This is a genomic window from Marinomonas atlantica (assembly GCF_001639725.1).
Taxonomy (GTDB): domain Bacteria; phylum Pseudomonadota; class Gammaproteobacteria; order Pseudomonadales; family Marinomonadaceae; genus Marinomonas; species Marinomonas atlantica.
Map to the genome: position 1 here is coordinate 25416 of NZ_LTAW01000012.1, position 22539 is coordinate 47954.

The 22539-nt window shown below is 45.8% G+C and carries 31 protein-coding genes; 30 read left to right on the top strand and 1 reads right to left on the bottom strand.

The genetic code is table 11. The annotated features are described in order from the left end of the window. Positions 1–8: 8 nt before the first annotated feature. From rplB to rplQ, 24 genes are all read left to right on the top strand, one after another. Positions 9–833 (top strand): 50S ribosomal protein L2, encoded by an 825-nt coding sequence (gene rplB, locus AYW75_RS16750; protein ID WP_067037066.1) that lies wholly within the window; start codon positions 9–11, stop codon positions 831–833. A 15-nt stretch (positions 834–848) separates the two neighbouring features. After that, complete coding sequence (gene rpsS / locus AYW75_RS16755; RefSeq protein WP_067037068.1) at positions 849–1124, top strand: 30S ribosomal protein S19; 276 nt, start codon at positions 849–851, stop codon at positions 1122–1124. A 14-nt stretch (positions 1125–1138) separates the two neighbouring features. Beyond that, a complete protein-coding gene (gene rplV / locus AYW75_RS16760) occupies positions 1139–1471 on the top strand; it encodes a 50S ribosomal protein L22 (protein WP_067037070.1) in 333 nt (110 codons plus the stop codon). Positions 1472–1485: 14 nt separating this feature from the next. Continuing rightward, positions 1486–2166, top strand: coding sequence for a 30S ribosomal protein S3 (gene rpsC, locus AYW75_RS16765; protein WP_067037072.1), 681 nt, complete (start codon positions 1486–1488; stop codon positions 2164–2166). Positions 2167–2176: 10 nt separating this feature from the next. Then, positions 2177–2590, top strand: coding sequence for a 50S ribosomal protein L16 (gene rplP, locus AYW75_RS16770; protein ID WP_067037074.1), 414 nt, complete (start codon positions 2177–2179; stop codon positions 2588–2590). Beyond that, the gene (gene rpmC, locus AYW75_RS16775) at positions 2591–2782 is read left to right on the top strand and encodes a 50S ribosomal protein L29 (RefSeq protein WP_055462810.1); all 192 of its coding nucleotides are present in this window, start codon (positions 2591–2593) and stop codon (positions 2780–2782) included. It begins immediately after the preceding gene. Between the two features lies 1 nt (position 2783). After that, on the top strand, positions 2784–3050 hold the full coding sequence (gene rpsQ / locus AYW75_RS16780; protein ID WP_067101990.1) for a 30S ribosomal protein S17: 267 nt from the start codon (positions 2784–2786) through the stop codon (positions 3048–3050). A 51-nt stretch (positions 3051–3101) separates the two neighbouring features. Continuing rightward, positions 3102–3470: a 50S ribosomal protein L14 gene (gene rplN, locus AYW75_RS16785; RefSeq protein ID WP_067037076.1), complete on the top strand. Its 369-nt coding sequence runs from the start codon at positions 3102–3104 to the stop codon at positions 3468–3470. Positions 3471–3485: 15 nt separating this feature from the next. Beyond that, complete coding sequence (rplX, locus tag AYW75_RS16790) at positions 3486–3803, top strand: 50S ribosomal protein L24 (protein WP_067037077.1); 318 nt, start codon at positions 3486–3488, stop codon at positions 3801–3803. Between the two features lie 18 nt (positions 3804–3821). Further along, positions 3822–4361, top strand: a complete 540-nt coding sequence (rplE, locus tag AYW75_RS16795) for a 50S ribosomal protein L5 (RefSeq protein WP_067101992.1) — start codon at positions 3822–3824, stop codon at positions 4359–4361. A gap of 12 nt (positions 4362–4373) precedes the next feature. Beyond that, on the top strand, positions 4374–4679 hold the full coding sequence (gene rpsN / locus AYW75_RS16800) for a 30S ribosomal protein S14 (protein WP_067037081.1): 306 nt from the start codon (positions 4374–4376) through the stop codon (positions 4677–4679). Between the two features lie 128 nt (positions 4680–4807). Next, positions 4808–5200 (top strand): 30S ribosomal protein S8, encoded by a 393-nt coding sequence (gene rpsH, locus AYW75_RS16805; RefSeq protein ID WP_067101995.1) that lies wholly within the window; start codon positions 4808–4810, stop codon positions 5198–5200. A gap of 9 nt (positions 5201–5209) precedes the next feature. Then, positions 5210–5743, top strand: coding sequence for a 50S ribosomal protein L6 (gene rplF / locus AYW75_RS16810; protein ID WP_067101998.1), 534 nt, complete (start codon positions 5210–5212; stop codon positions 5741–5743). Between the two features lie 13 nt (positions 5744–5756). Continuing rightward, entirely contained in the window at positions 5757–6107 is a 351-nt protein-coding gene (gene rplR / locus AYW75_RS16815) for a 50S ribosomal protein L18 (protein WP_067037085.1), read from the top strand. Between the two features lie 10 nt (positions 6108–6117). Next, on the top strand, positions 6118–6618 hold the full coding sequence (rpsE, locus tag AYW75_RS16820; RefSeq protein WP_067037087.1) for a 30S ribosomal protein S5: 501 nt from the start codon (positions 6118–6120) through the stop codon (positions 6616–6618). 6 nt (positions 6619–6624) lie between these two features. Next, the gene (gene rpmD, locus AYW75_RS16825) at positions 6625–6810 is read left to right on the top strand and encodes a 50S ribosomal protein L30 (RefSeq protein WP_067037089.1); all 186 of its coding nucleotides are present in this window, start codon (positions 6625–6627) and stop codon (positions 6808–6810) included. A 1-nt stretch (position 6811) separates the two neighbouring features. Continuing rightward, positions 6812–7246, top strand: coding sequence for a 50S ribosomal protein L15 (gene rplO, locus AYW75_RS16830; protein WP_067037095.1), 435 nt, complete (start codon positions 6812–6814; stop codon positions 7244–7246). Further along, positions 7247–8578, top strand: coding sequence for a preprotein translocase subunit SecY (secY, locus tag AYW75_RS16835; RefSeq protein ID WP_067037096.1), 1332 nt, complete (start codon positions 7247–7249; stop codon positions 8576–8578). A gap of 19 nt (positions 8579–8597) precedes the next feature. Beyond that, positions 8598–8711: a 50S ribosomal protein L36 gene (gene rpmJ, locus AYW75_RS16840; protein WP_055462823.1), complete on the top strand. Its 114-nt coding sequence runs from the start codon at positions 8598–8600 to the stop codon at positions 8709–8711. Between the two features lie 121 nt (positions 8712–8832). Continuing rightward, entirely contained in the window at positions 8833–9189 is a 357-nt protein-coding gene (rpsM, locus tag AYW75_RS16845) for a 30S ribosomal protein S13 (protein WP_067037097.1), read from the top strand. Positions 9190–9257: 68 nt separating this feature from the next. Continuing rightward, positions 9258–9650: a 30S ribosomal protein S11 gene (gene rpsK, locus AYW75_RS16850; RefSeq protein ID WP_067037103.1), complete on the top strand. Its 393-nt coding sequence runs from the start codon at positions 9258–9260 to the stop codon at positions 9648–9650. A gap of 14 nt (positions 9651–9664) precedes the next feature. After that, positions 9665–10285 carry a 30S ribosomal protein S4 gene (gene rpsD / locus AYW75_RS16855; protein ID WP_067102001.1) on the top strand — a complete coding sequence of 207 codons (621 nt, stop codon included), beginning with the start codon at positions 9665–9667 and terminating at the stop codon, positions 10283–10285. Positions 10286–10321: 36 nt separating this feature from the next. Continuing rightward, complete coding sequence (locus AYW75_RS16860) at positions 10322–11326, top strand: DNA-directed RNA polymerase subunit alpha (RefSeq protein WP_067037107.1); 1005 nt, start codon at positions 10322–10324, stop codon at positions 11324–11326. A gap of 42 nt (positions 11327–11368) precedes the next feature. After that, entirely contained in the window at positions 11369–11752 is a 384-nt protein-coding gene (rplQ, locus tag AYW75_RS16865) for a 50S ribosomal protein L17 (RefSeq protein WP_067037109.1), read from the top strand. Positions 11753–11888: 136 nt separating this feature from the next. Here the strand turns inward: rplQ and uvrA are convergent, their stop codons facing one another. After that, a complete protein-coding gene (gene uvrA, locus AYW75_RS16870) occupies positions 11889–14708 on the bottom strand; it encodes an excinuclease ABC subunit UvrA (protein WP_067102003.1) in 2820 nt (939 codons plus the stop codon). 153 nt (positions 14709–14861) lie between these two features. On the opposite strand from uvrA, the gene AYW75_RS16875 reads away from it, so the two are divergent. The 6 genes from AYW75_RS16875 to AYW75_RS16900 all read left to right on the top strand — a co-directional run bounded on the left by AYW75_RS16875 (position 14862) and on the right by AYW75_RS16900 (position 22531). Further along, positions 14862–16220 (top strand): MFS transporter, encoded by a 1359-nt coding sequence (locus tag AYW75_RS16875; RefSeq protein WP_067102006.1) that lies wholly within the window; start codon positions 14862–14864, stop codon positions 16218–16220. Positions 16221–16251: 31 nt separating this feature from the next. After that, the gene (gene ssb, locus AYW75_RS16880; protein WP_067037119.1) at positions 16252–16959 is read left to right on the top strand and encodes a single-stranded DNA-binding protein; all 708 of its coding nucleotides are present in this window, start codon (positions 16252–16254) and stop codon (positions 16957–16959) included. A gap of 163 nt (positions 16960–17122) precedes the next feature. Beyond that, positions 17123–17563 carry an MgtC/SapB family protein gene (locus tag AYW75_RS16885; protein ID WP_067102009.1) on the top strand — a complete coding sequence of 147 codons (441 nt, stop codon included), beginning with the start codon at positions 17123–17125 and terminating at the stop codon, positions 17561–17563. A gap of 191 nt (positions 17564–17754) precedes the next feature. Next, positions 17755–18336, top strand: coding sequence for a DNA endonuclease SmrA (smrA, locus tag AYW75_RS16890; RefSeq protein ID WP_067102011.1), 582 nt, complete (start codon positions 17755–17757; stop codon positions 18334–18336). A 131-nt stretch (positions 18337–18467) separates the two neighbouring features. Then, positions 18468–21389 carry an insulinase family protein gene (locus tag AYW75_RS16895; protein ID WP_067102014.1) on the top strand — a complete coding sequence of 974 codons (2922 nt, stop codon included), beginning with the start codon at positions 18468–18470 and terminating at the stop codon, positions 21387–21389. 35 nt (positions 21390–21424) lie between these two features. Continuing rightward, positions 21425–22531, top strand: a complete 1107-nt coding sequence (locus AYW75_RS16900; protein WP_197478975.1) for a 1-acyl-sn-glycerol-3-phosphate acyltransferase — start codon at positions 21425–21427, stop codon at positions 22529–22531. Positions 22532–22539: the final 8 nt, after the last annotated feature.

Here is a 22539-nt window from a genome sequence, read left to right on the forward strand (position 1 = left end):
ATAGGTCAATGGCTGTTGTAAAATGTAAGCCAACGTCTGCAGGCCGTCGTCACGTTGTTAAGGTTGTTAACACTGACTTGCATAAAGGTGCGCCATACGCTCCTTTACTTGACAAAAAAAGCAAGTCTGGTGGCCGTAACAACAACGGACGCATCACTACGCGTCACGTAGGTGGTGGTCATAAGCAACATTACCGCATCGTAGATTTCCGTCGTAATAAAGATGGTATCCCAGCGGTAGTTGAACGTTTGGAATATGATCCAAACCGTTCTGCAAACATTGCACTAGTAAAATATGCTGATGGTGAGCGTCGTTACATTATCGCTTCCAAAGGTATGGAAGCTGGTACTGTTGTTTCTAACGGTGCAAGTGCTCCTATTAAAGCGGGTAATACTTTGCCTCTGCAAAATATTCCTGTAGGTAGCGTTGTTCACTGTATCGAGCTTAAGCCAGGTAAAGGTGCACAAGTTGCACGTTCTGCTGGTGCTTCTGCTCAACTTGTTGCTCGTGAAGGTCGTTACGTTACTCTTCGCCTACGTTCTGGTGAAATGCGTAAAGTTCTAACTGAGTGTCGTGCAACTCTAGGTGAAGTATCTAACTCTGAGCACACACTGCGTGTTCTTGGTAAAGCTGGTGCTAAGCGCTGGCGTGGTGTTCGTCCTACAGTTCGCGGTGCGGCAATGAACCCTGTGGATCACCCGCATGGTGGTGGTGAAGGTCGTAGCTCTGGTGGTCGTCACCCAGTTACACCTTGGGGTGTTCCTACGAAAGGTTACAAAACTCGTAAGAACAAGCGTACTGATAAACTTATTGTACGACGTCGTACTAAGTAATAAGAGGAAACGACTGTGCCACGTTCACTAAAAAAAGGTCCTTTTATCGACCTTCATTTGTTGAAAAAGGTAGAGGCTGCGGTAGAAAAGAAAGACCGTCGTCCAATTAAAACTTGGTCGCGCCGTTCTACTATCTTCCCTGAATTTGTAGGGTTGACTATCGCTGTCCATAATGGTCGCCAACATGTCCCAGTTCTAGTATCTGAAGACATGGTCGGTCATAAATTGGGTGAGTTCGCTCCGACCCGTACTTACAAGGGTCATGCTGCGGACAAGAAAGCCAAACGGTAATAAGGGGTATTAACATGAGTGAAGTAAGCGCTTCATTGAAGGGTGCTCGCCTCTCAGCGCAGAAGGCCCGTTTGGTTATAGATCAAATCCGCGGCAAATCTGTTAGCGAAGCACTGAACATTTTAACGTTCAGTCCTAAAAAGGCGGCAGTAATTGTCAAGAAAGTACTAGAGTCTGCGATAGCTAACGCTGAGCATAACGAAGGTGCTGATGTAGATGACTTGCGTGTTTCTACGGCTTACGTTGATGAGGCTATGACTCTAAAACGTATCATGCCACGTGCCAAAGGCCGTGCTGACCGTATTCTAAAACGCGGTTGCCATATTACAGTTAAAGTCGCTGACTAATTAGGAGAAACCCAATGGGTCAGAAGGTTCATCCAACCGGAATTCGCCTAGGGATAGTTAAAGACCATACTTCTACTTGGTATGCGAACAACCAAAACTACTCTAAGCAACTATTAAACGATCTTCAGGTTCGTAAGTTCCTTGAAGAGAAACTTGTACAGGCTTCTGTATCTCGTATCGAGATCCAGCGTCCTGCACAGACTGCTCGTATTACAATTCACACTGCCCGTCCAGGCATCGTGATTGGTAAGAAAGGCGAAGATGTTGAAAAACTACGTAACGCTGTATCAGCAATGATGGGTGTGCCGGTTCATATCAACATCGAAGAAATTCGTAAACCAGAACTAGACTCTAAATTGGTTGCGCAAAACATTGCGGGTCAACTTGAGCGTCGTGTTATGTTCCGTCGTGCTATGAAGCGAGCAGTGCAAAATGCAATGCGTGCTGGTGCGAAAGGTATCAAGGTTCAGGTAAGTGGTCGTCTAGGCGGAGCTGAGATTGCTCGTGCAGAGTGGTACCGTGAAGGCCGTGTGCCTCTACACACTCTACGTGCTGACATTGACTACGCTACTTATGAAGCAAACACTACTTACGGCATTATTGGCGTTAAAGTGTGGATCTTCAAAGGCGAAATCTTGGGCGGTATTGAACAAGTGCGTGCTGATAAAGGCGCACAGAAGAAGAAGTCTAAGTAGGGGGTAGTAAATGTTACAGCCGAAACGTACTAAGTTCCGTAAGATGCAAAAAGGCCGTAACCGCGGTCTAGCGCTTCGCGGAAACCAAGTTAGCTTTGGTGAATTCGGATTGAAGTCGACTGAACGTGGTCGTCTTACTGCTCGTCAAATTGAAGCGGCGCGTCGTGCAATGACTCGTCACATCAAGCGTGGCGGCAAAATTTGGATCCGTGTATTCCCAGACAAGCCGATTACTCAGAAGCCTCTAGAAGTGCGTCAGGGTAAAGGTAAAGGTAGCGTAGAATACTGGGTGGCTCAAATCCAACCAGGTAAGATGCTTTATGAAGTTGAGGGCGTATCTGAGTCTCTAGCACGCGAAGCGTTCGCGCTAGCGGCGGCTAAGCTTCCTCTATCCACAACTTTCGTAACGCGTACGGTGATGTAGATGAAAGCAAAAGAATTGCAAGAAAAGTCTGTAGCTGAGCTACAGCAGACCTTGATCGAACTGCTACGTGAGCAATTTACTCTGCGCATGCAGAAGGCCACTGGTCAGTTGGCTCAAACTCATTTGCTCTCGCAAGTTCGCCGCAATATCGCACGTGTTAAAACCGTGCTAAATGATAAGGCAGGTAACTAAGATGGCAAGTGTAGAAACTCAAGCTCGTACAGCTACTGGTAAAGTAGTAAGCGATAAGATGGATAAATCCATCGTAGTACTAGTTGAGCGTACTGAACGTCACCCTTTATACGGTAAGTTCGTTCGTCGTTCATCTAAACTGCACGCTCATGATGAAAGCAACGAGTGTCAAGTTGGTGATACAGTTAAAGTCGTGGAAACACGTCCTTACTCTAAAACTAAAACTTGGAAACTAGTTCAGGTTGTTGAGAAAGCAGCTGCTGTATAAGCAGCTTCTTCCTTCATGAGACTTGTTATCTAATTTGATTGGAGAGCAGTAATGATTCAAACAGAATCGATGCTTGATGTAGCAGATAACAGCGGCGCGAAGCGCGTTCAGTGTATTAAAGTACTGGGTGGCTCTCATCGTCGTTATGCTGCAATCGGTGACATTATCAAGGTCACAGTAAAAGAAGCGATCCCACGTGGTCGTGTTAAGAAAGGCCAAGTTATGAACGCTGTTGTCGTTCGAACTAAGAAAGGTGTGCGTCGTCCTGATGGCTCTGTGATCCGCTTTGATGTAAACTCTGCGGTTCTACTAAATGCTTCAGGCCAACCGATCGGTACTCGTATCTTTGGTCCTGTGACACGTGAATTGCGTACTGAGCAGTTCATGAAAATTGTTTCTCTTGCGCCTGAAGTGCTGTAAGAGGGAGGGGACAGAATGCGTAAAATCAAACGTGACGATGAAGTCGTAGTAATTGCTGGTAAAGATAAAGGCAAACGCGGCAAAGTTGTTAAAGTAGTAGACGAAAGCCGTGTACTTGTTTCTGGTATCAATATGGTCAAGAAACATGAAAAGCCAAACCCTATGAAGGGTACGACTGGCGGTATCGTTGAAAAAGAAGCACCTATCCAGGTTTCAAATGTAGCCATTTTCAATAATGCTACGGGTAAAGCGGATCGCGTCGGCTTTAAAGTGAATGAAGACGGTACGAAAGTACGTGTTTTCAAATCTAACAGTGAAGCGATCGACGCCTAAGAGCGAGAATTTATAGCCATGGCGAGACTTAAGCAAGTTTATAAAGATCAAGTTGTAGCTCAACTGACAGAACAGTTCAGTTACAACAACGTAATGGAAGTGCCTAAAATCACTAAAATTACGTTGAATATGGGTGTTGGTGAAGCTATCGCAGACAAGAAACTTCTTGAAAATGCGGTAAATGATCTTACAGCACTTAGCGGCCAGAAAGTGGTAGTAACGAAAGCACGCAAATCTGTTGCAGGCTTTAAAATCCGTGACGGTTACCCGATCGGTTGTAAAGTTACTCTGCGTGGCGACCGTATGTGGGATTTCTTTGACCGTCTGGTTGATGTTGCTATCCCACGTATCCGTGACTTCCGTGGTTTAAACCCGAAGTCATTTGACGGACGCGGTAACTACAGTATGGGTGTTAAAGAGCAGATCATCTTCCCAGAAATCGATTACGATAAAGTAGACCGTGTACGCGGTATGGATATTACCATTACTACTACTGCTCGTACCGACGAAGAAGGTCGTGCTTTGCTAGCCGCCTTTAGTTTCCCTTTCAAGAAATAAGAGGTAGGAATCATGGCTAAAGTATCAATGATTCAACGCGAAGCTAAGCGCGAAAAATTAGTAGCTAAGTACGCTGAAAAGCGTGCTGCTCTAAAAGCGATCATTAACGACGTTAATGCATCGGACGATGAAAAGTGGGAAGCAACGCTTAAATTGCAAGCGCTTCCTCGCGATTCATCTTCTTCACGCCAACGTAACCGTTGTCAAATTACAGGTCGTCCACACGGTGTTTACCGTCGCTTCGGCCTGTCTCGTATCAAACTGCGTGAAGCAGCGATGCGCGGCGACGTACCAGGCTTGAAGAAAGCTAGTTGGTAAGCAAGTAGAGCGCGATCATAATACATGGCAGTGAGAGGGTGTCTAAATACTGGACATTCTGCTCGCTGCTGTGTACTATGCGCGAGCTCTATTTGCTGCACAATGGTTTTTTTATTAGGAGCTCTTAAATGAGTATGCAAGATACAATTGCGGATATGATTACTCGTATTCGTAACGCACAGTTGGCTGCAAAAACAACTGTGTCTATGCCTTCATCAAACATGAAGGTGTCTGTTGCTAATGTTCTTCGTGAAGAAGGTTACGTAACTGACTACAGCGTTGAAGAAGGTGCAAAGCCTACTCTTACAATCGAACTTAAATACTTCGAAGGTAAGCCAGTAATCGAAGAGATCAAACGCGTCTCTCGCCCAAGTTTGCGTCAATACAAAGCATCAGCAGAACTACCTAAAGTAGAAGCAGGCCTAGGCGTTGCTATCATTTCTACTTCTAAAGGTTTGATGACTGATCGTGCAGCCCGTGCTGCTGGTATTGGTGGCGAAGTAATCTGCACAGTTTTCTAGGAGTTAGGTATGTCTCGAGTTGCGAAAAGCCCTGTGACGCTTCCTAGTGGTGTAGAAGTTACTCTAAATGGCCAAGCTGTATCTATTAAAGGCGGCAAAGGTGCATTAGAGCTTAACGTACACGCAAGCGTTGAAGTTAAGAAAGAAGACAATGTTCTAACTTTTGCACCACGTGATGGTGCAAAACAAACCAATGCATTAGCTGGTACTACTCGTGCCCTAGTGAATAACATGGTTGTTGGCGTTAGCCAAGGTTTTGAAAAACGTCTGCTACTACAAGGTGTTGGTTACCGTGCTGCTGTAAAAGGCAATGTACTGAACCTTGCACTAGGTTTCTCACATCCAGTTGATTATGAATTGCCTGAAGGCATCACAGCTGAGTGTGCATCACAAACAGAAGTTATTCTTCGCGGTATCGACAAACAAGCAGTTGGCCAAGTGGCTGCTGAAGTTCGCGGCTTCCGTCCACCAGAGCCATACAAAGGCAAAGGTGTTCGTTATGCTGATGAAGTTGTTCGCCGTAAAGAAGCTAAGAAAAAGTAGTAGGTAAGCATTCATGAACACTAAGAAACAATCTCGAATTCGTCGTGCTCGCCGCACGCGTTTGCATATTCGTGACCTAGGTGCGAACCGTCTTACTGTAAATCGCACACCACGTCATATGTATGCACAAGTAATTTCGCCATGTGGTAGCACAGTGCTAGCAAGCGCTTCTACTCTAGACGCGAGCCTACGTTCTTCTGCGACTGGTAACAAAGATGCAGCAGCTAAAGTGGGTGCTCTTATCGCTGAACGTGCTAAAGCAGCTGGCATCAGCGCTGTTGCATTTGACCGTTCTGGCTTCAAATACCACGGTCGCGTTCAGGCGTTAGCAGATGCTGCGCGTGAAGCTGGTCTAGAGTTCTAAGAGGTAGCAAATGGCAGTTAACGAACAACAAACTAGCGATCTACAAGAGAAGCTAGTACAAGTAAACCGCGTTGCCAAAGTAGTTAAGGGTGGTCGTATCTTCTCTTTTACTGCTTTGACAGTTGTTGGTGATGGTAATGGCAAAGTAGGTTACGGTCGTGGTAAAGCACGTGAAGTACCTCAAGCAATCCAAAAAGCGATGGAGCAAGCTCGTCGCAATATGGTTTCTGTTGCCCTAGATGGCGACACGCTTCAATACCCTGTTAAAGCTAACCATGGTGCATCTAAAGTGTACATGCAGCCAGCTTCTCAAGGTACTGGTGTTATCGCAGGTGGTGCAATGCGTGCGGTTCTAGAAATCGCAGGTGTTCACAACGTATTAGCTAAGTGTTACGGATCAACTAACCCAATTAACGTTGTTCAAGCAACGATTAAAGGTTTGGCTGACATGCGTGCACCTGAGCAAATCGCTGCGAAACGCGGTAAGTCTGTCGATCAAATTTTGGGGTAATGTGAAATGGCTAACAACACCATCACAGTTCAATTGACTCGTAGCCCTATCGGTCGTCTTCCGAAACACCGTGAGACAGTTAAAGGCTTGGGTCTTAAAAAGATTGGTCAGCGTCGTGAACTAGAAGATACTCCTTCTGTTCGTGGCATGATCAATAAAGTTTATTACATGGTTAAAGTGGTAGGAGAATAACATGTTCCTAAATACTATTCGCCCTGGCGAAGGTAGCAAGCATGCTCCTAAACGTGTAGGCCGCGGTATTGGTAGCGGTTTGGGCAAAACTGGCGGACGTGGCCACAAAGGTCTTAAGTCTCGTTCAGGCGGCTCAGTTAAACCTGGTTTTGAAGGCGGTCAAATGCCATTGCAGCGTCGTCTGCCAAAATTTGGTTTCACTTCACGTCAGGCACAGTATGTTGCTGAGGTTCGTCTTAACGAACTAACCGCAGTAAATGCAGAAGTTGTAGATTTGGCTGCTCTTAAAGGCGCAGACATCATTGGTGACAAAATTAAGTCAGCGAAAGTTATCTTGTCGGGCTCTATCGACAAAGCAGTAACGGTACGTGGCCTTAAAGTTACTAAAGGTGCTCGCGCTGCTATTGAAGCAGCTGGCGGAAAAGTCGAGGAATAGATGACAAAGCGTGGCTCACTACCTACAGGTATGCAAAACGGTCTTGGAGAGCTTTGGGCTCGAATTCGTTTTGTGTTCCTAGCAATTATTGTATATCGAATCGGTGCACACATTCCGGTCCCGGGGATTAACCCAGATCGTTTGTCTGCATTATTTGACCAGAACGAAGGCACAATCCTGAGTCTATTTAACGTATTCTCAGGCGGCGCATTGGAACGAATGAGTATTTTTGCTCTGGGTATCCTGCCATATATTTCTGCCTCGATCATTATGCAGTTATTGACTGTAGTGAGCCCACAGCTAGAGCAGCTTAAAAAGGAAGGTGAGGCGGGTCGTCGTAAGATTACTCAATACACTCGTTACGGAACAGTTTTACTTGCTCTTGTACAATCCGCCTCTATGGCGGTTGGCCTTGCTAGTCAGGGTATTTCGTTCAGCTCTGGTCTAGAGTTCTACGCAGTTGCCGTAGTTACTCTTGTGGCTGGTACGGTATTCTTGATGTGGTTAGGTGAGCAAGTTACTGAAAAAGGCATTGGTAATGGTATTTCGATCCTTATCTTTGCCGGTATCGTAGCAGGTCTTCCTTCTGCTCTAGGTCGTTCATTTGAGTCGGCCCGTCAAGGTGATATCAATATCCTTGCATTGCTGCTGATTGGCATATTAGCAATCGCTACCATCGCATTCGTAGTTTTTATCGAACGTGGTCAGCGACGAATTACTGTAAATTATGCTAAACGTCAGCAAGGCAAAAAGGTGTTTGCCGCACAAAAGAGCCATTTGCCACTAAAGGTAAATATGGCGGGTGTAATCCCTCCTATATTTGCTTCTAGTATTCTTCTGTTCCCAGCTTCGATCGGCCAGTGGTTTGGTCAAGGCGAGGGTATGGAATGGTTGCAAAATATTTCTTTGGCTCTAGCCCCTGGGCAACCGCTCTATGTGCTGTTGTTTGCGATAGCAATTGTTTTCTTTTGCTTCTTTTATACAGCGCTGGTGTTCAACCCTAAAGATGTGGCAGATAACTTGAAAAAGTCCGGAGCATTTTTGCCGGGCATTCGTCCAGGCGACCACACCGCTCGATATATCGACGGTGTTATGACTCGCTTGACACTTTTTGGTGCTTTATATATCACTCTAGTGTCACTGATGCCTCAGTTCTTTGTTGTGGCTTGGAATGTTCCTTTCTACTTCGGTGGTACTTCGATGTTAATCGTAGTGGTCGTAGTGATGGACTTCATGTCACAAGTACAAAGTCACTTAATGAGTCATCAATACGAGTCATTGATGAAAAAGTCGAACCTGACTGGATATGGTCCAAATGGCCTAATGCGTTAAGCATAGGTTGGAGTTGAACATGAAAGTACGTGCATCTGTAAAGAAAATCTGTCGTAACTGCAAAATCGTTCGTCGTAACGGTTCAGTTCGAGTGATTTGTTCTGAGCCTCGTCACAAACAGCGTCAAGGCTAATAGTCGAATTATTCGATGATGGGAGGGTGGTTGATTTTTGTCCGCTAAGCTGGCATAATCTTCCGCCCTCATGAAAGCAAAGTGATGAATTGAATTCATCCATAACAACGGAGTAAAGTGAATGGCCCGTATAGCCGGTGTCAATATTCCTGACAATAAACATGCGGTCATTTCTCTAACTTACATCTTCGGGATCGGTCGCACACGCTCACAAGAAATCTGCAAATCTGCAGAGATCGCAGAAACCGCTAAAATCGGTTCTCTAAGTGATGAAGTGCTAGACCGTCTACGTGGCGAAGTTGCTAAGTTTACTGTAGAGGGTGACCTCCGCCGTGAAGTCAGCATGTCTATCAAGCGTTTGATGGACTTAGGCTGTAACCGTGGCATCCGTCACCGCCGCAGCCTACCTGTTCGTGGTCAACGTACCAAAACGAACGCTCGTACACGAAAAGGCCCTCGCAAGCCAATTCGTAAGTAATTTAACGCGTTTCGCTCTAGCGCATTAAGTCTGCTAGAGCTGAGCATTAGATATAGGAAAAGTGCAATATGGCTAAGCCAGCAGCGCGCAGTACCAAGAAGAAAGTCAAAAAGACGGTCGTCGACGGTGTTGCTCATGTACACGCGTCTTTCAACAACACGATCGTGACTATCACTGATCGCCAAGGCAATGCTTTGTCTTGGGCGACTGCAGGTGGTTCTGGTTTCCGTGGTTCTCGTAAAAGTACCCCATTTGCAGCACAGGTTGCTGCAGAACGTGCCGGAACTGCTGCACAAGAGTTCGGCCTAAAGAACGTTGACGTAATGATTAAGGGCCCTGGTCCTGGTCGTGAATCCGCAGTTCGTGCATTGAATGCATTGGGTCTGCGCATCAATAACATCACAGACGTGACGCCAATCCCGCACAATGGTTGCCGTCCGCCTAAGAAACGTCGCGTTTAAGAGGAGACAGACACATGGCTCGTTATTTAGGTCCAACTTGTAAATTGTCTCGTCGTGAAGGCACAGACTTACAACTTAAAAGTGGCTCACGCGCTTTAGAATCAAAATGTAAAGCAGAAACAGTTCCAGGTGTGCACGGTGCACGTCGTGGTCGTCTTTCTGATTACGGTCTACAGCTACGTGAAAAACAAAAAGTTCGTCGTATTTACGGCATTCTTGAAAAACAATTCCGCAACTACTACAAAGATGCTGCTCGTATTAAAGGTGCAACAGGTGAAAACCTTCTGCAACTTCTTGAGTCACGCTTAGACAATGTAGTTTATCGTGCAGGCTTCGGCTCTACACGTGCGGAATCTCGTCAGCTAGTTGGCCATAAAGCTATTCTAGTTAACGGCGAAGTGGTAAACATTGCATCATTCCAAGTTAAAGCTGGTGATGTTGTGTCTATCCGTGAAAAAGCTAAGAAGCAGTTGCGTGTTCAAAATGCGCTAGAGCTATCTAAAAGTCGTGCACCGATCCATTGGGTCGAAGTTGATGCAACTAAACTGGAAGCAACTTACAAAGCTGCTCCAGAGCGTGCCGATTTATCAGCTGAAATTAATGAGAACCTAATCGTCGAGCTTTACTCTAAGTAATAGCTAGATGGTTAGGATTAAGAAATAGGTGGATCTATGCAGCGTTCAGTGAGCGAATTGTTAACCCCACGCAACATCGAAGTACAAGAGTTGGGCCAATCGCGCGCCAAAGTAACTCTGCAACCGCTAGAACGTGGTTTCGGACATACTTTAGGCAATGCGTTACGCCGTATACTTTTGTCTTCTATGCCTGGTTGTGCAATTGTCGAAGTAGAAATCGACGGTGTATTGCATGAGTACAGTGCGATTGAAGGGGTAAAAGAAGACGTTATTGAAATTCTTCTTAACCTAAAAGGAGTTGCGATCGCTCTACACGGGCAAGATGAAGCAACTCTAACACTAAGTAAGAAAGGTCCTGGTGTCGTAACGGCTGGAGATATCCAACTGGTTGCTGACTCTGAGATCTCTAACCCAGATCATGTGATTTGTCACCTTGATGATACTGCAGAGCTAAATATGCAGATTAAAGTGGCCCGTGGTCGTGGTTATGAGCCTGCTGACGCTCGTGTTGCTGGTGACGATGAGACTCGTCCTATTGGTCGCTTGCAGCTGGATGCCTCTTTCAGTCCTGTTCGCCGTGTTGCTTACAGCGTAGAGAATGCTCGTGTAGAGCAGCGTACTGACCTAGACAAACTTGTCATTGACATTGAGTCTAACGGTACTATTGACGCAGAAGAAGCGATTCGCCGTGCAGCGACGATTCTACAACAACAAATCGCGGTATTTGTCGCACTAGAAAGCGAAAGCGAGACAGTTGTAGAAGAAGAAGAGGATGAGATTGATCCAATTTTGCTACGCCCGGTTGATGATCTTGAGCTAACCGTTCGCAGTGCTAACTGTCTGAAAGCAGAAAATATCTACTACATCGGTGATTTGATTCAGCGTACAGAGGTTGAGCTACTTAAAACGCCTAACCTTGGTAAGAAGTCATTAACTGAAATTAAAGATGTTTTAGCACAGCGCGGTCTGTCTTTGGGAATGCGTCTAGAAAACTGGCCACCGGCTAGTCTAAAAGACGATAGCAAAGTTCTAGCTCGCTAGATCATTGTTCCCTGACCACCGTAGTTTGGTAAGGAATGTAAAATGCGTCATCGTAAGAGTGGACGTCACTTAAACCGTACTAGCTCACATCGTAAAGCGATGTTCAAAAACATGGCTGCTTCTTTATTCGAGCACGAAGTTATTAAAACTACGTTGCCGAAAGCCAAAGAACTTCGTCGCGTTGCTGAGCCTTTGATCACATTGGCGAAAGAAGATTCCGTTGCGAATCGTCGCCTAGCCTTTGCACGTACGCGTAGCAAAGATGCAGTAGGTAAATTGTTCTCTGAGCTTGGTCCTCGTTACCAAGGTCGTCCTGGCGGTTACGTTCGCATTTTAAAATGTGGCTTCCGTGCAGGTGATAACGCACCTATGGCTTACGTTGAACTGGTCGATCGTCCAGTTACGGAAGCAGCAGACGCTGAGTAATACAGCATTTGCTTTAAAAAAGCCGGGCCACAAGCCCGGCTTTTTTGTGTCTACAGTCTTTCTATTGCAAAAAGACCGATATAAATAGAAATAAAAAAAAGAGCCATAGGCTCTTTTTTATGGTTTGCACCTATTTTTAAAGCATGGGCTTCAAGAAACGAGCAGTATGTGAGATCTCGTGCTGGGCAACGGTTTCAGGTGTTCCTTCAGCAACTATGTAACCACCGCCACTACCGCCTTCTGGACCTAGGTCTACAATCCAATCCGCGGTTTTAATCACATCTAGATTATGTTCAATGACTACCACCGTATTACCATGATCGCGTAAGCGATGTAGTACCGTGAGTAGCAATTCAATGTCTGCAAAGTGTAGACCTGTAGTTGGCTCATCGAGAATGTACAGTGTTTTACCTGTATCGCGTTTTGATAGCTCTTTAGCCAACTTAACCCGTTGTGCTTCGCCACCTGATAGAGTCGTCGCTGCTTGACCTAAACGAATATAGCCTAAGCCAACATCCATTAGTGTTTGTAGCTTGCGCGCGATGGAAGGAACAGGGTCAAAGAATTCTCGAGCTTCTTCAATGGTCATGTCTAAGCACTGATGAATATTCTTCCCTTTGTAAGTGATTTCTAGCGTTTCACGGTTATAGCGTTGTCCCTTACAGACATCACAGGGAACATACACGTCTGGTAGGAAGTGCATCTCGACTTTGATTACACCATCCCCTTGACACGCTTCACAACGGCCGCCTTTGACGTTAAACGAGAAGCGCCCTGGCTTGTATCCCCGAGATCGCGCCTCTTGTGTCGCAGCGAACAGTTCACGCATAGGTGTGAAAATGCCAGTGTAAGTTGCAGGGTTTGAACGTGGCGTACGACCAATTGGACTTTGGTCTATGTCGACACATTTGTCGAAGTGATCCAAACCTTCAACTTTTTCATAGGTCGCCGGTTTTAGCGTTGTTGCACCATTAAGTGCAGTTGCCGCAAGTGGAAATAATGTACCGTTAATTAAAGTCGATTTCCCCGAGCCAGAGACACCTGTTACGCAGGTCATCACCCCTACTGGAATATTTAAAGTAACGTTATTAAGGTTATTGCCTTGTGCGCCGTGCAGCGTCAGTTGTTTTCCTTCTGTCGCTTGATGACGAATTGACGGTACTTTAATAGAACGCTTGCCAGTTAAGAATTGTCCCGTGATGGATTCTTCGCAAGCCATAATGTCTTCAGGTGTACCGGATGCAATGACTTGACCGCCATGAACACCTGCACCAGGACCGATATCAATCAGGTGGTCTGCAACACGAATAGCATCCTCATCGTGCTCGACAACGATCACCGTATTGCCTAGGTCTCGTAGTCGCGTTAGTGTGCTGATCAGGCGTTCATTGTCCCGTTGATGGAGGCCGATAGAAGGCTCATCCAATATATACATGACGCCGACTAAGCCTGCACCAATTTGACTGGCGAGACGAATACGTTGGGCTTCACCGCCGGATAATGAGTCTGCTTTGCGATCGAGCGTTAAATAATCAAGACCTACGTTTACTAAGAAGCTCAAGCGATCACGTATTTCTTTTAAGATTTTTTCTGCAATGGCCCCTTTGGCCCCTTCAAGCTTCAATGTCTCGAAATAACTTAAGCAGTCAGCAATCGGTTTTTTGACGATATCAGGCAGTGTTTCCGTGGCAATAAACACATTACGCGCGGCTTTATTCAAGCGTGTGCCATGACAAGTTGGACAGGCTTGAGTGCTGATGTATTGAGACAGATCTTCGCGAACACTGTCCGATTCTGTTTCGTGATAACGGCGATTGAGATTGGGCAATACGCCTTCGAATACATGTGAACGTGTCATTTTGTCACCACGTTCATTGATGTAGACGAAGTCGATCTTGTCTTTGCCAGAACCGTTTAAAACAACATTCTGAAACTTTTCTGGAATATCTTTAAATTTTGCATTGATATCGAATTCGTAAAAGTTGGCCAAAGCATTCAGTTGTTGGAAGTAGAAAATACTCCGACGCCCCCAGCCGCGAATAGCGCCTTCACCGAGGGTTAAGTTCTCATCTTGAATGACGCGATCGGCATCGAAGACTTGATGCGTACCTAAGCCATCACACGTTTGGCAAGCGCCATTCGGGTTGTTAAACGAGAATAAGCGAGGCTCAAGTTCCGTAATGGCATAGCCACATACTGGACAAGCGAATTTGCTTGAAAAGATGTGCTCATCGGTTTCATCATCCATATTAAGCACTTTGGCGATACCATCTGACAGCGATAAACATGTTTCAAAGGATTCCGCTAAGCGCAGCTGTAAATCTGGGCGTACCTTAAAGCGATCAACTACAACTTCAATGGTATGCTTTTTGTTTTTCTCTAACGTTGGTGCATCATCCAGATCCACGACGATGCCATCAATTCGAGCGCGTACAAAGCCTTTTGCCAGCAATTCGCTAATAGTATGAAGATGTTCACCTTTGCGATCCTTGATGATCGGCGCTAGCATCATCATCTTGCTTTCTTCTGGTAGCGAAAGCACTTTATCAACCATCTGGCTAATAGTTTGGGCTTCCAGCGGTTCGCCGTGATCTGGACAGCGTGGTTGGCCTACACGAGCAAAGAGCAGACGAAGATAGTCATAAACTTCCGTGATCGTACCGACGGTCGAACGTGGGTTATGTGACGTGGACTTTTGTTCAATGGAGATCGCTGGAGAGAGGCCTTCGATATGATCAATATCGGGCTTTTCCATCATGGACAAGAATTGACGTGCATAGGTTGATAATGATTCAACATAGCGGCGTTGTCCTTCGGCATAGAGGGTGTCGAAGGCAAGAGACGATTTACCTGAACCAGAGAGCCCAGTAATCACCACCAGCTTGTCGCGAGGGATGTCCAAATCGATGTTTTTTAGATTGTGGGTCCGCGCACCGCGAAGGGTAATAGTGTCCATGTGTCTCCAAAATGTAATGCAACCAAGGAAAAAGTCATTCAAAATAGAATAACTGTCTATTTTTACAGTAGTTAAAATAGAGCTTCAACGGTATTTTTAGTAAAATCTTCGATCTTTCAACAATCACCCCTAAATACGCAAGTAGTAGCACCTATGGATGTCATTGAACGCCGCTCAGTTTTAGCCTTAGCAATGGTTTATCTATTCCGTATGCTCGGCCTGTTTCTTATTATGCCTGTCATCAGTGTGGCCGCGGATGGGTTAGACGGTTCCGATGCCGCGTTGATTGGTGCGGCGATCGGTATATATGGGTTTACCCAAGCCTCTTTACAGATCCCGATGGGAATGATGTCTGACAAGATCGGCCGTAAAAGAGTGATTATTTTTGGTCTAATGCTGTTTGCATTAGGGAGTATTATTTGTGCCAATGCTGATAGCATTGTAACACTGATTATCGGACGAGCGATTCAAGGTGCAGGAGCGATTGCCAGTACCTTGATGGCATTGCTCAGTGATGTCACCAAAGAGCAAAACCGTACTAAGGCCATGGCGATGGTGGGTATTAGTATTGGTGCGTCGTTTATGATTTCACTGATTCTTGGGCCTATTTTGTATCAGTGGGTTGGACTATCTGGTCTGTTTTATCTGTCTTTTGGGTTTTCTATTGTAGGTATGGCGTTAGTCCTTTGGGCAGTGCCTAATGTGACACAGCATAGCTTTAGACGTGATACAACACCGAGTTTAGTAGCTCTAAAAGGCGTTTTAAAAGACAGCCAACTACGCTTTCTAAACATCAGTATATTATTGCTGCACGGCAGTTTGACGGCGTTGTTTGTGGCAATACCAAGTTTGTTAATTCATCGCTATGGGTTAGCTTTAGGTCAGCACAGTATTTTATATCTGCTGGTTATGGGAGGGGCTTTTATTTTGATGCTACCGTTGGTGATTGCGGCAGAGGGCAAAGGTAAAATGAAGCAAGTGCTTACCCTCGTTATTGGCATTCTTGGTGCGACGACTTTATTGATGGAATGGTCTGCACAACTATGGTTGTTTGCCGTGGCAGTGTGTTTGTTCTTTGTTGCATTTAATACGTTGGAAGCGACATTACCATCCGTGATTAGCAAGTTGGCTCCAGTTGGTTATCGTGGTACCGCAATGGGTGTGTTTTCAACGCATCAGTTTATGGGCGCATTCATTGGTGGAGCTGGCGGAGGCTGGTTGTTGCAACATACATCGGTTACAGTGCTGTTTTCTGTCATTGGTGGCATTTGGTTGATGTGGTCGGTTGTGAGCGCCTTTCAACCTGCGCCAAAGCAAGTGGCAAGCATGGCTTTCAGTGTGGCGGCACAGACAGAGGATGATGTGCATCAGCTTAAAAAGCAATTAATGGCAATCCAAGGAGTGGAAGATATGCAGATTTTCACAGATGAGCAAACCGCTTATTTGAAAGTAGATAAAAAGCAGTTAGACAAAGCAGCGTTGCAACGTGTAGCGCCGCAAATTCAGCTATAAGAATTTACAGTTAAAGAATTGGAGTGACCTCATGGCACGTGGAATAAATAAAGTAATCTTGATCGGTAACGCAGGCAGCGACGCAGAAGTTCGTTTTATGCCCTCAGGTGCAGCGGTGGCAAACGTAAACCTTGCTACGTCTGAAAGCTGGCGTGATAAGCAAACGGGTCAAATGCAAGAGCGTACCGAATGGCATCGTGTGGCGTTCATGGATCGAGGCAACTTTCGTCTAGGTCAGATTGCTGGTGACTTTATCAAGAAAGGCTCGAAAGTATACGTAGAAGGCTCATTGCGTACACGTGAGTGGGAAAAAGACGGTATTAAGCGCTATACAACGGAAATCGTTGCGAATGAGATGCAATTGCTTGATGGGCGAGCAGACGGTCAGCAAGGTGGTGGTTTTGGCGGTGGGCAGCAAGCGCCACAGCAAGGTGGTTACGGCGCGCAACAAGCACCTCAACAAGGTGGCTACGGTGCGCCAGGTGGTTACGGCAATGCGCCTCAGCAATCAGAACCACAGCAAGGCAGCTATGGTGCATCGCCAGCGCAGTCAGAGCCTCAGCAAGGTGGTGGTTACGGCCAGCCTCAGCAAGCACCAGCTCAGCCTCAGTCATTTGGTAGCTGGGGGAATCAACCTCAACAAGCCCCTGCGCCAGCACCACAAAAAGCGCCAGAGCCGGCTAAGCCACAACAACCTGCGCCAAGCTTTGACGACTTTGACGACGATATCCCCTTCTAGGATTCACCTAGACTGAGCGTGTAGTTGCGTTTGATCTGAAAAAAGCTGCACATTGTGCAGCTTTTTTTGTATCTAAAGAGGAAGCTTTTGTTATCTGTTTTACTCCCATGTATTTGGTAGGTAAGTTTTAAGATATTCCAAATACAACATGGAGGTAGTAAACATGATCGATTTAGATTTTGGGTTGATTCTTCACCATTTAACGCAGATGGGTGTGGCGTTTTTGCTTTCATTACCGATTGCATTTAATCGGGAGTTTCACGATCGTGGTGCAGGCTTACGTACCTTCCCACTTGTGACAATTGCATCGTGTTCATTTATGTTAGTGGGCATGAGTGTGTATGAAGGCTCTGATGCAGAAGCTCGCGTAATGTATGCCGTGATCACGGGCATGGGTTTCATTGGTGGTGGCGCCATTTTTAAAAGTGGCGGCTCTGTATCAGGCACTGCTACCGCAGCTGGAATTTGGAATACTGGTGCTATTGGTGTTTCAGTTGCCTATAGTCGTTATGAAATAGCGATATTATTATCGGTCATTAGCTTTTTAATTTTTCAATTCTCAAGTTTTTTGAAAAAAAGGGATGACGCTGAAAATAATAGCTAAGCCTTTGCTATTAGTGGTTCTGAATAGATTGCTGTTATAATGAAACTAACATTTTTAGCACAATTTGCTCACCAAAAGTCGTTAGACATGGTTAGCAGAGATTACCCTACAGCTTGTATAGGGGCTCCTACGGGAGCCTTTCTTGTATCTAGCTGTCGTAAATGAATAGGGTGCAAAGTTTGAGGTGATCTATGCAAGAGGATGATGATTTCTCTTTGTTTGCGCAGGAAGTAAAGGGGATTCGCCCAATAAAAAAGACCGAGATATACCTTGGTAAAAAAAAGGGCGAAGTGGACTTTACGCAACGTCAGAAGGCCGCTTTGATTGCAAAGGTTGAAGACCGTAATCACTTGTCCAAAGATTATGTTGAGCGAGTTGATCCTGATGACATGCTTGAATATAAAAAAGACGGTGTGCAAGATGGCGTGTTTAAGCGCTTGCGTCAGGGTAAGTATGGTATTGATTCACGCCTAGATTTGCATCGACGTACCGTAGAGCAAGCTCGTGTGGAAGTATACCAGTTTGTTGCGGACTGCATGCGGCATGACATCCGTGTGGCGATTATTGTTCACGGAAAAGGTGATCGAACACCAGACCCAAATGATCAGGCAACGATAAAAAGCTTTATTAACAAATGGTTGAGAGATCTCGACGATGTCATGGCGTTTCACACAGCACAGCGTCACCATGGTGGATTAGGTGCTGTGTATGTATTGTTTCGAAAAAGTGACAAAGCGCGCCTAGAAAACTGGGAGCGTCATCAAAAGCGTTAACACAGCAGGGCGCTATATCTCTGCCGACAAAACCACAATCTTGATATAATTCACACGCTTTATTGCTTGAGATTAAGGCAAATACACCCAATCTATGTAGTAATAGAAACGATTTTTTACAGGGGTAATATATGACCATGAACAATGCACATCACCCAGCGTTTAAGGCTATTCGCAGTGAATTTATAGAAGCGTTAAATGTGACGGTACAGGAATACGAGCACAAGGAAACAGGTGCAAAGCATTTTCATATTGCCTCTGATAACGACGAAAACGTCTTTCTTGTTGGGTTAAAAACCGTACCAACCGATTCATGTGGCGTGGCGCACATACTTGAGCATACGGTTCTGTGTGGTTCCGAGCGCTTCCCAGTGCGCGACCCATTCTTTATGATGATTCGCCGTTCACTGAACACCTTTATGAACGCATTTACGTCGTCTGATTGGACGGCTTACCCATTTGCCAGTAAGAACAAGAAAGATTTCCGTAACTTACTAGATGTGTATCTAGATGCCGTATTCTTCTCACGTTTAGATCCATTGGACTTTTCGCAAGAAGGCCATCGTTTAGAGTTCGCTGAGCCAACCAATCCTGATTCAGAGCTGACATACAAAGGCGTTGTATTCAATGAAATGAAAGGGGCAATGAGTTCGCCTACGTCTGTGTTATGGCAGGCTGTGACGAAGTATTTATGCCCAAGCAATACCTATCATTTTAACTCCGGTGGTGAACCGACGGATATTCCCGATTTGTCATACGACGATTTGATGGCCTTCTACCGCAAACACTATCACCCGTCTAATGCCGTTTTTATGACATTCGGTGATATCCCCGCAGAAGAGTTACAAGCTGAGTTTGAAGCGAAGGTACTGAGCCGCTTCGAACGTTTAGACGACAAAGTCAGTGTGCCTAACGTAAAACGTTACTTCTCTCCTGTGCGAGTTGAAGAAGGTTACGCAACCGATGAGGCCAAAGAAGATGGCAGCCATGTGGTCGTAGGCTGGTTGCTGGGTGAAAGCATCGATTTGGCGCAACAGTTTGAAGCAGAACTGTTGTCCAGTGTGTTACTGGATAACTCTGCGTCACCATTGCGTCGCGCGTTGGAAAACTCTGAACTGGGTCAATCACCTTCGCCATTATGTGGTTTAGAAGACAGCAACAAAGAAATGAGCTTTATGTGTGGCTTGGAAGGCGTTAAGCGCGACAATGCTCCTCAAGTGGAAGCATTAATTCTAAACACACTGGAAGACATCGCTGAAAATGGCATTGAGCAAGACATGGTCGATGCCATGCTGCACCAATTGGAGTTAAGCCAACGCGAGATCGGTGGAGACAGCTACCCATACGGTTTACAGCTTATCCTAAGTGCCTTGTCGACTGCGGTGCATGAAGGCGATGTAATCGCGCAGTTAGACTTAGACCCTGTGATCGAAAGTATGCGTGAAAAAGTGGCTGAAAAAGACTACATCCCAACACTCGTACGCGACTTGTTGTTGTCTAATGCACATCGTATCACCTTAACGTTAAGTCCAGATGAAGCGCTAGAGGCGCGCCGTAACCAGGCAGAGAAAGACCGTCTAAGTAAGATCAAAGCAGGCTTAAACGAAGCACAAAAACAGCATATTGTTGAGCGCAGCCAAGCGCTAAAAGAGCGCCAAGAGCAAGTTGATGACATGAGCATCTTGCCGAAAGTTGGGCTTGAAGATGTACCTGCTCGCTTGCCTGAGTATGAAAACGAACAAGTGACTGAAAGTTTGCCAATTACGTTTTATCCACAAGGCACAAACGGTCTGGTATATCAGCAATTGGTGACAGAGCTTCCTGCGCTAACTGAAGACGAAACCAAATACCTGCCGTTGTATGCTTATCTGGTAACAGAGTTAGGTTTAGGTGACCAAGATTACTTAGCGGTGCAATCACGTCAAGCGCAAGTATGTGGTGGTTTAGGAGCCTCTTCCTCTATTCGGACCGAGCTTATCGATAAACAGCGTGTGAGCGGTTACTTTGTTCTCAGCTCAAAAGCGTTAGTGCCAAATGCCAAGGCCATGACTGAATTAATGGCGCAAACTTTTAATGACGTGAGATTCGACGAAGAAGGACGAATTAAAGAATTGGTTTCTCAGCGCCGTGCGCGTCGTGAGCGTTCGATTACTGGACAAGGCCATGCTCTGGCAATGAGTGCTGCCAGCAGTGGTATGTCAGGCCTCTCGGCACAACAAGAAGCGTGGGGAGGCATGAGCGGTATTCGTGATGTGATTGCACTGGATGACTCATTGAAGAATGACTCAACTGCGATGTCGACGTTGCGTTCTGTGCTAGAGTCGATTCATAGCAAGTTAGCTGGCGCTGCGAAGCAAGTACTTTTAGTCGCAGAGCCTCATCATAAAGAGTCTTTAATGTCCCAAACATCGCCTGTTTGGCAAGCAGTGGAGAACCATGAGCAGCTGACGCACTTTTCTTTACCGGCCATTGATCAAACCGTGAAGCAAGCATGGGTGACTGCCACTCAGGTCAGCTTCTGTGCTAAGGCATTTAAAGCTGTAGCGGGTGAGCATCCTGATGTGGCGCCGTTGACGGTATTAGGCGGTTTCTTACGCAACGGTTATCTACACCGAGCAATTCGAGAGCAGGGTGGTGCTTACGGTGGTGGTGCAACCTTTGATGGTAGCAGTGGCGCATTCCGCTTCTATTCATACCGTGACCCACGGTTGTTGGAAACATTGGCGGACTTTGACGCGTCGATTGACTGGTTACTTGGCAATGAGCATTCACATGATGCCCTAGAAGAAGCTGTACTAGGTGTGATTGGCTCAATGGACAAACCGGGGTCTCCAGCAGGTGAAGCACAAAGTGATTTCTTCTTGCAGCTGCATCGTCGTAGTCAAGCTTACCGTGAGGCGTTCCGAGCGGGTGTGCTTTCGGTAACGGTAGATGATCTTAAGCGTGTTGCTAAGCTTTACCTAACGAAAGAGAATGAAAGTATCGCTGTTGTGACAGCTAGCTCGAACAAGCAATTGCTCGACGATGCTGGCTTCGATATTTGTACTTTATAATCATAACGATAATTTAAACCTGAATGGACAGTTCAATGGATCAGTTTCATGACATACGCCCTTACAACGACGATGAGGTCGCCGGGGTGTTACAAAATTTAGTAAATACGCCAGACTTCATCGATACGATTGTCGGCTTCAAGTTTACTAAATGGCCGCAATGGACACGTGGTTTCTTAGCGTACGTCGTTAAGCATGTGTTGCAAAAGGAAGTGCGTAAAATCAATGATGTACGTGCTTTCCAGACGCAAGTGGCTGATTACATGGAACGCATGATTAAAACGACGACGAGCAATGTTGAATATCGCGGTGTCGACAAGTTGGCTAAGAACGAAGGCTATCTTTTCTTATCGAATCACCGCGATATCGCTATGGATCCAGCGTTCGTGAATTATGGTCTTTACCTAAATGGCCTCGATACCGTACGCATTGCGATTGGTGACAATTTGCTACGTCGTCCGTTTGTGTCTGACCTGATGCGTTTAAATAAGAGCTTTATCGTTAAACGTTCTGCGAATGGTATTCGTGAAATGATGGCCGCTTTTGGTCAATTGTCTGATTACATCACCCATTCATTGACCAAAGAGCACTGCAATATTTGGATTGCTCAAAAAGAAGGCCGCGCCAAAGATGGCATAGATCAAACCGATCCTGCCATCATTAAAATGTTTTATATGAGTCAGAAAAAACAGAAAATTGCCTTTCCTGACGCCATGCGAAATCTAAAAATTGTCCCCGTATCGATATCCTATGAGTATGATCCTTGCGCCTTCGATAAGGCGCGAGAGTTAAACGAGAAGTCGACAACAGGCTCTTACCAGAAAGCCGAATTTGAAGACATTGACAGTATTCGAAAAGGCATTGTTGGGCGTAAAGGTAAAGTCATCGTCACCTTTGGAGATGTGATTGACCATAACTGTGCGACGCCTGATGAAATGGTGGCTGAAGTGGACCGACAAATTGTAGGTAAATATGCCATTCAGTCGACTAATGAGGCGGCTTTGAAAATGCTTAATGGTCAAGCGACTGGTGACTCTGTATTTGATGAGTACATGGCAGCGTGCCCAGACGTGTTACGTGAAACGGTGTTAAACATGTATGCCAACCCACTGATTCAAAAGCAAGAGCGTGGCCTACTTTAGGCTGGAAT

Bases quoted from the DNA above. Each gene is read 5' to 3' on its own strand.
- rplB (WP_067037066.1), top strand. From the start codon at position 9: ATGGCTGTTGTAAAATGTAAGCCAACGTCTGCAGGCCGTCGTCACGTT.
- rplV (WP_067037070.1), top strand. From the start codon at position 1,139: ATGAGTGAAGTAAGCGCTTCATTGAAGGGTGCTCGCCTCTCAGCGCAG.
- rpsC (WP_067037072.1), top strand. From the start codon at position 1,486: ATGGGTCAGAAGGTTCATCCAACCGGAATTCGCCTAGGGATAGTTAAA.
- rplP (WP_067037074.1), top strand. From the start codon at position 2,177: ATGTTACAGCCGAAACGTACTAAGTTCCGTAAGATGCAAAAAGGCCGT.
- rpmC (WP_055462810.1), top strand. From the start codon at position 2,591: ATGAAAGCAAAAGAATTGCAAGAAAAGTCTGTAGCTGAGCTACAGCAG.
- rpsQ (WP_067101990.1), top strand. From the start codon at position 2,784: ATGGCAAGTGTAGAAACTCAAGCTCGTACAGCTACTGGTAAAGTAGTA.
- rplN (WP_067037076.1), top strand. From the start codon at position 3,102: ATGATTCAAACAGAATCGATGCTTGATGTAGCAGATAACAGCGGCGCG.
- rplX (WP_067037077.1), top strand. From the start codon at position 3,486: ATGCGTAAAATCAAACGTGACGATGAAGTCGTAGTAATTGCTGGTAAA.
- rplE (WP_067101992.1), top strand. From the start codon at position 3,822: ATGGCGAGACTTAAGCAAGTTTATAAAGATCAAGTTGTAGCTCAACTG.
- rpsN (WP_067037081.1), top strand. From the start codon at position 4,374: ATGGCTAAAGTATCAATGATTCAACGCGAAGCTAAGCGCGAAAAATTA.
- rpsH (WP_067101995.1), top strand. From the start codon at position 4,808: ATGAGTATGCAAGATACAATTGCGGATATGATTACTCGTATTCGTAAC.
- rplF (WP_067101998.1), top strand. From the start codon at position 5,210: ATGTCTCGAGTTGCGAAAAGCCCTGTGACGCTTCCTAGTGGTGTAGAA.
- rplR (WP_067037085.1), top strand. From the start codon at position 5,757: ATGAACACTAAGAAACAATCTCGAATTCGTCGTGCTCGCCGCACGCGT.
- rpsE (WP_067037087.1), top strand. From the start codon at position 6,118: ATGGCAGTTAACGAACAACAAACTAGCGATCTACAAGAGAAGCTAGTA.
- rpmD (WP_067037089.1), top strand. From the start codon at position 6,625: ATGGCTAACAACACCATCACAGTTCAATTGACTCGTAGCCCTATCGGT.
- rplO (WP_067037095.1), top strand. From the start codon at position 6,812: ATGTTCCTAAATACTATTCGCCCTGGCGAAGGTAGCAAGCATGCTCCT.
- secY (WP_067037096.1), top strand. From the start codon at position 7,247: ATGACAAAGCGTGGCTCACTACCTACAGGTATGCAAAACGGTCTTGGA.
- rpmJ (WP_055462823.1), top strand. From the start codon at position 8,598: ATGAAAGTACGTGCATCTGTAAAGAAAATCTGTCGTAACTGCAAAATC.
- rpsM (WP_067037097.1), top strand. From the start codon at position 8,833: ATGGCCCGTATAGCCGGTGTCAATATTCCTGACAATAAACATGCGGTC.
- rpsK (WP_067037103.1), top strand. From the start codon at position 9,258: ATGGCTAAGCCAGCAGCGCGCAGTACCAAGAAGAAAGTCAAAAAGACG.
- rpsD (WP_067102001.1), top strand. From the start codon at position 9,665: ATGGCTCGTTATTTAGGTCCAACTTGTAAATTGTCTCGTCGTGAAGGC.
- AYW75_RS16860 (WP_067037107.1), top strand. From the start codon at position 10,322: ATGCAGCGTTCAGTGAGCGAATTGTTAACCCCACGCAACATCGAAGTA.
- rplQ (WP_067037109.1), top strand. From the start codon at position 11,369: ATGCGTCATCGTAAGAGTGGACGTCACTTAAACCGTACTAGCTCACAT.
- uvrA (WP_067102003.1), bottom strand. From the start codon at position 14,708: ATGGACACTATTACCCTTCGCGGTGCGCGGACCCACAATCTAAAAAAC.
- AYW75_RS16875 (WP_067102006.1), top strand. From the start codon at position 14,862: ATGGATGTCATTGAACGCCGCTCAGTTTTAGCCTTAGCAATGGTTTAT.
- ssb (WP_067037119.1), top strand. From the start codon at position 16,252: ATGGCACGTGGAATAAATAAAGTAATCTTGATCGGTAACGCAGGCAGC.
- AYW75_RS16885 (WP_067102009.1), top strand. From the start codon at position 17,123: ATGATCGATTTAGATTTTGGGTTGATTCTTCACCATTTAACGCAGATG.
- smrA (WP_067102011.1), top strand. From the start codon at position 17,755: ATGCAAGAGGATGATGATTTCTCTTTGTTTGCGCAGGAAGTAAAGGGG.
- AYW75_RS16895 (WP_067102014.1), top strand. From the start codon at position 18,468: ATGACCATGAACAATGCACATCACCCAGCGTTTAAGGCTATTCGCAGT.
- AYW75_RS16900 (WP_197478975.1), top strand. From the start codon at position 21,425: ATGGATCAGTTTCATGACATACGCCCTTACAACGACGATGAGGTCGCC.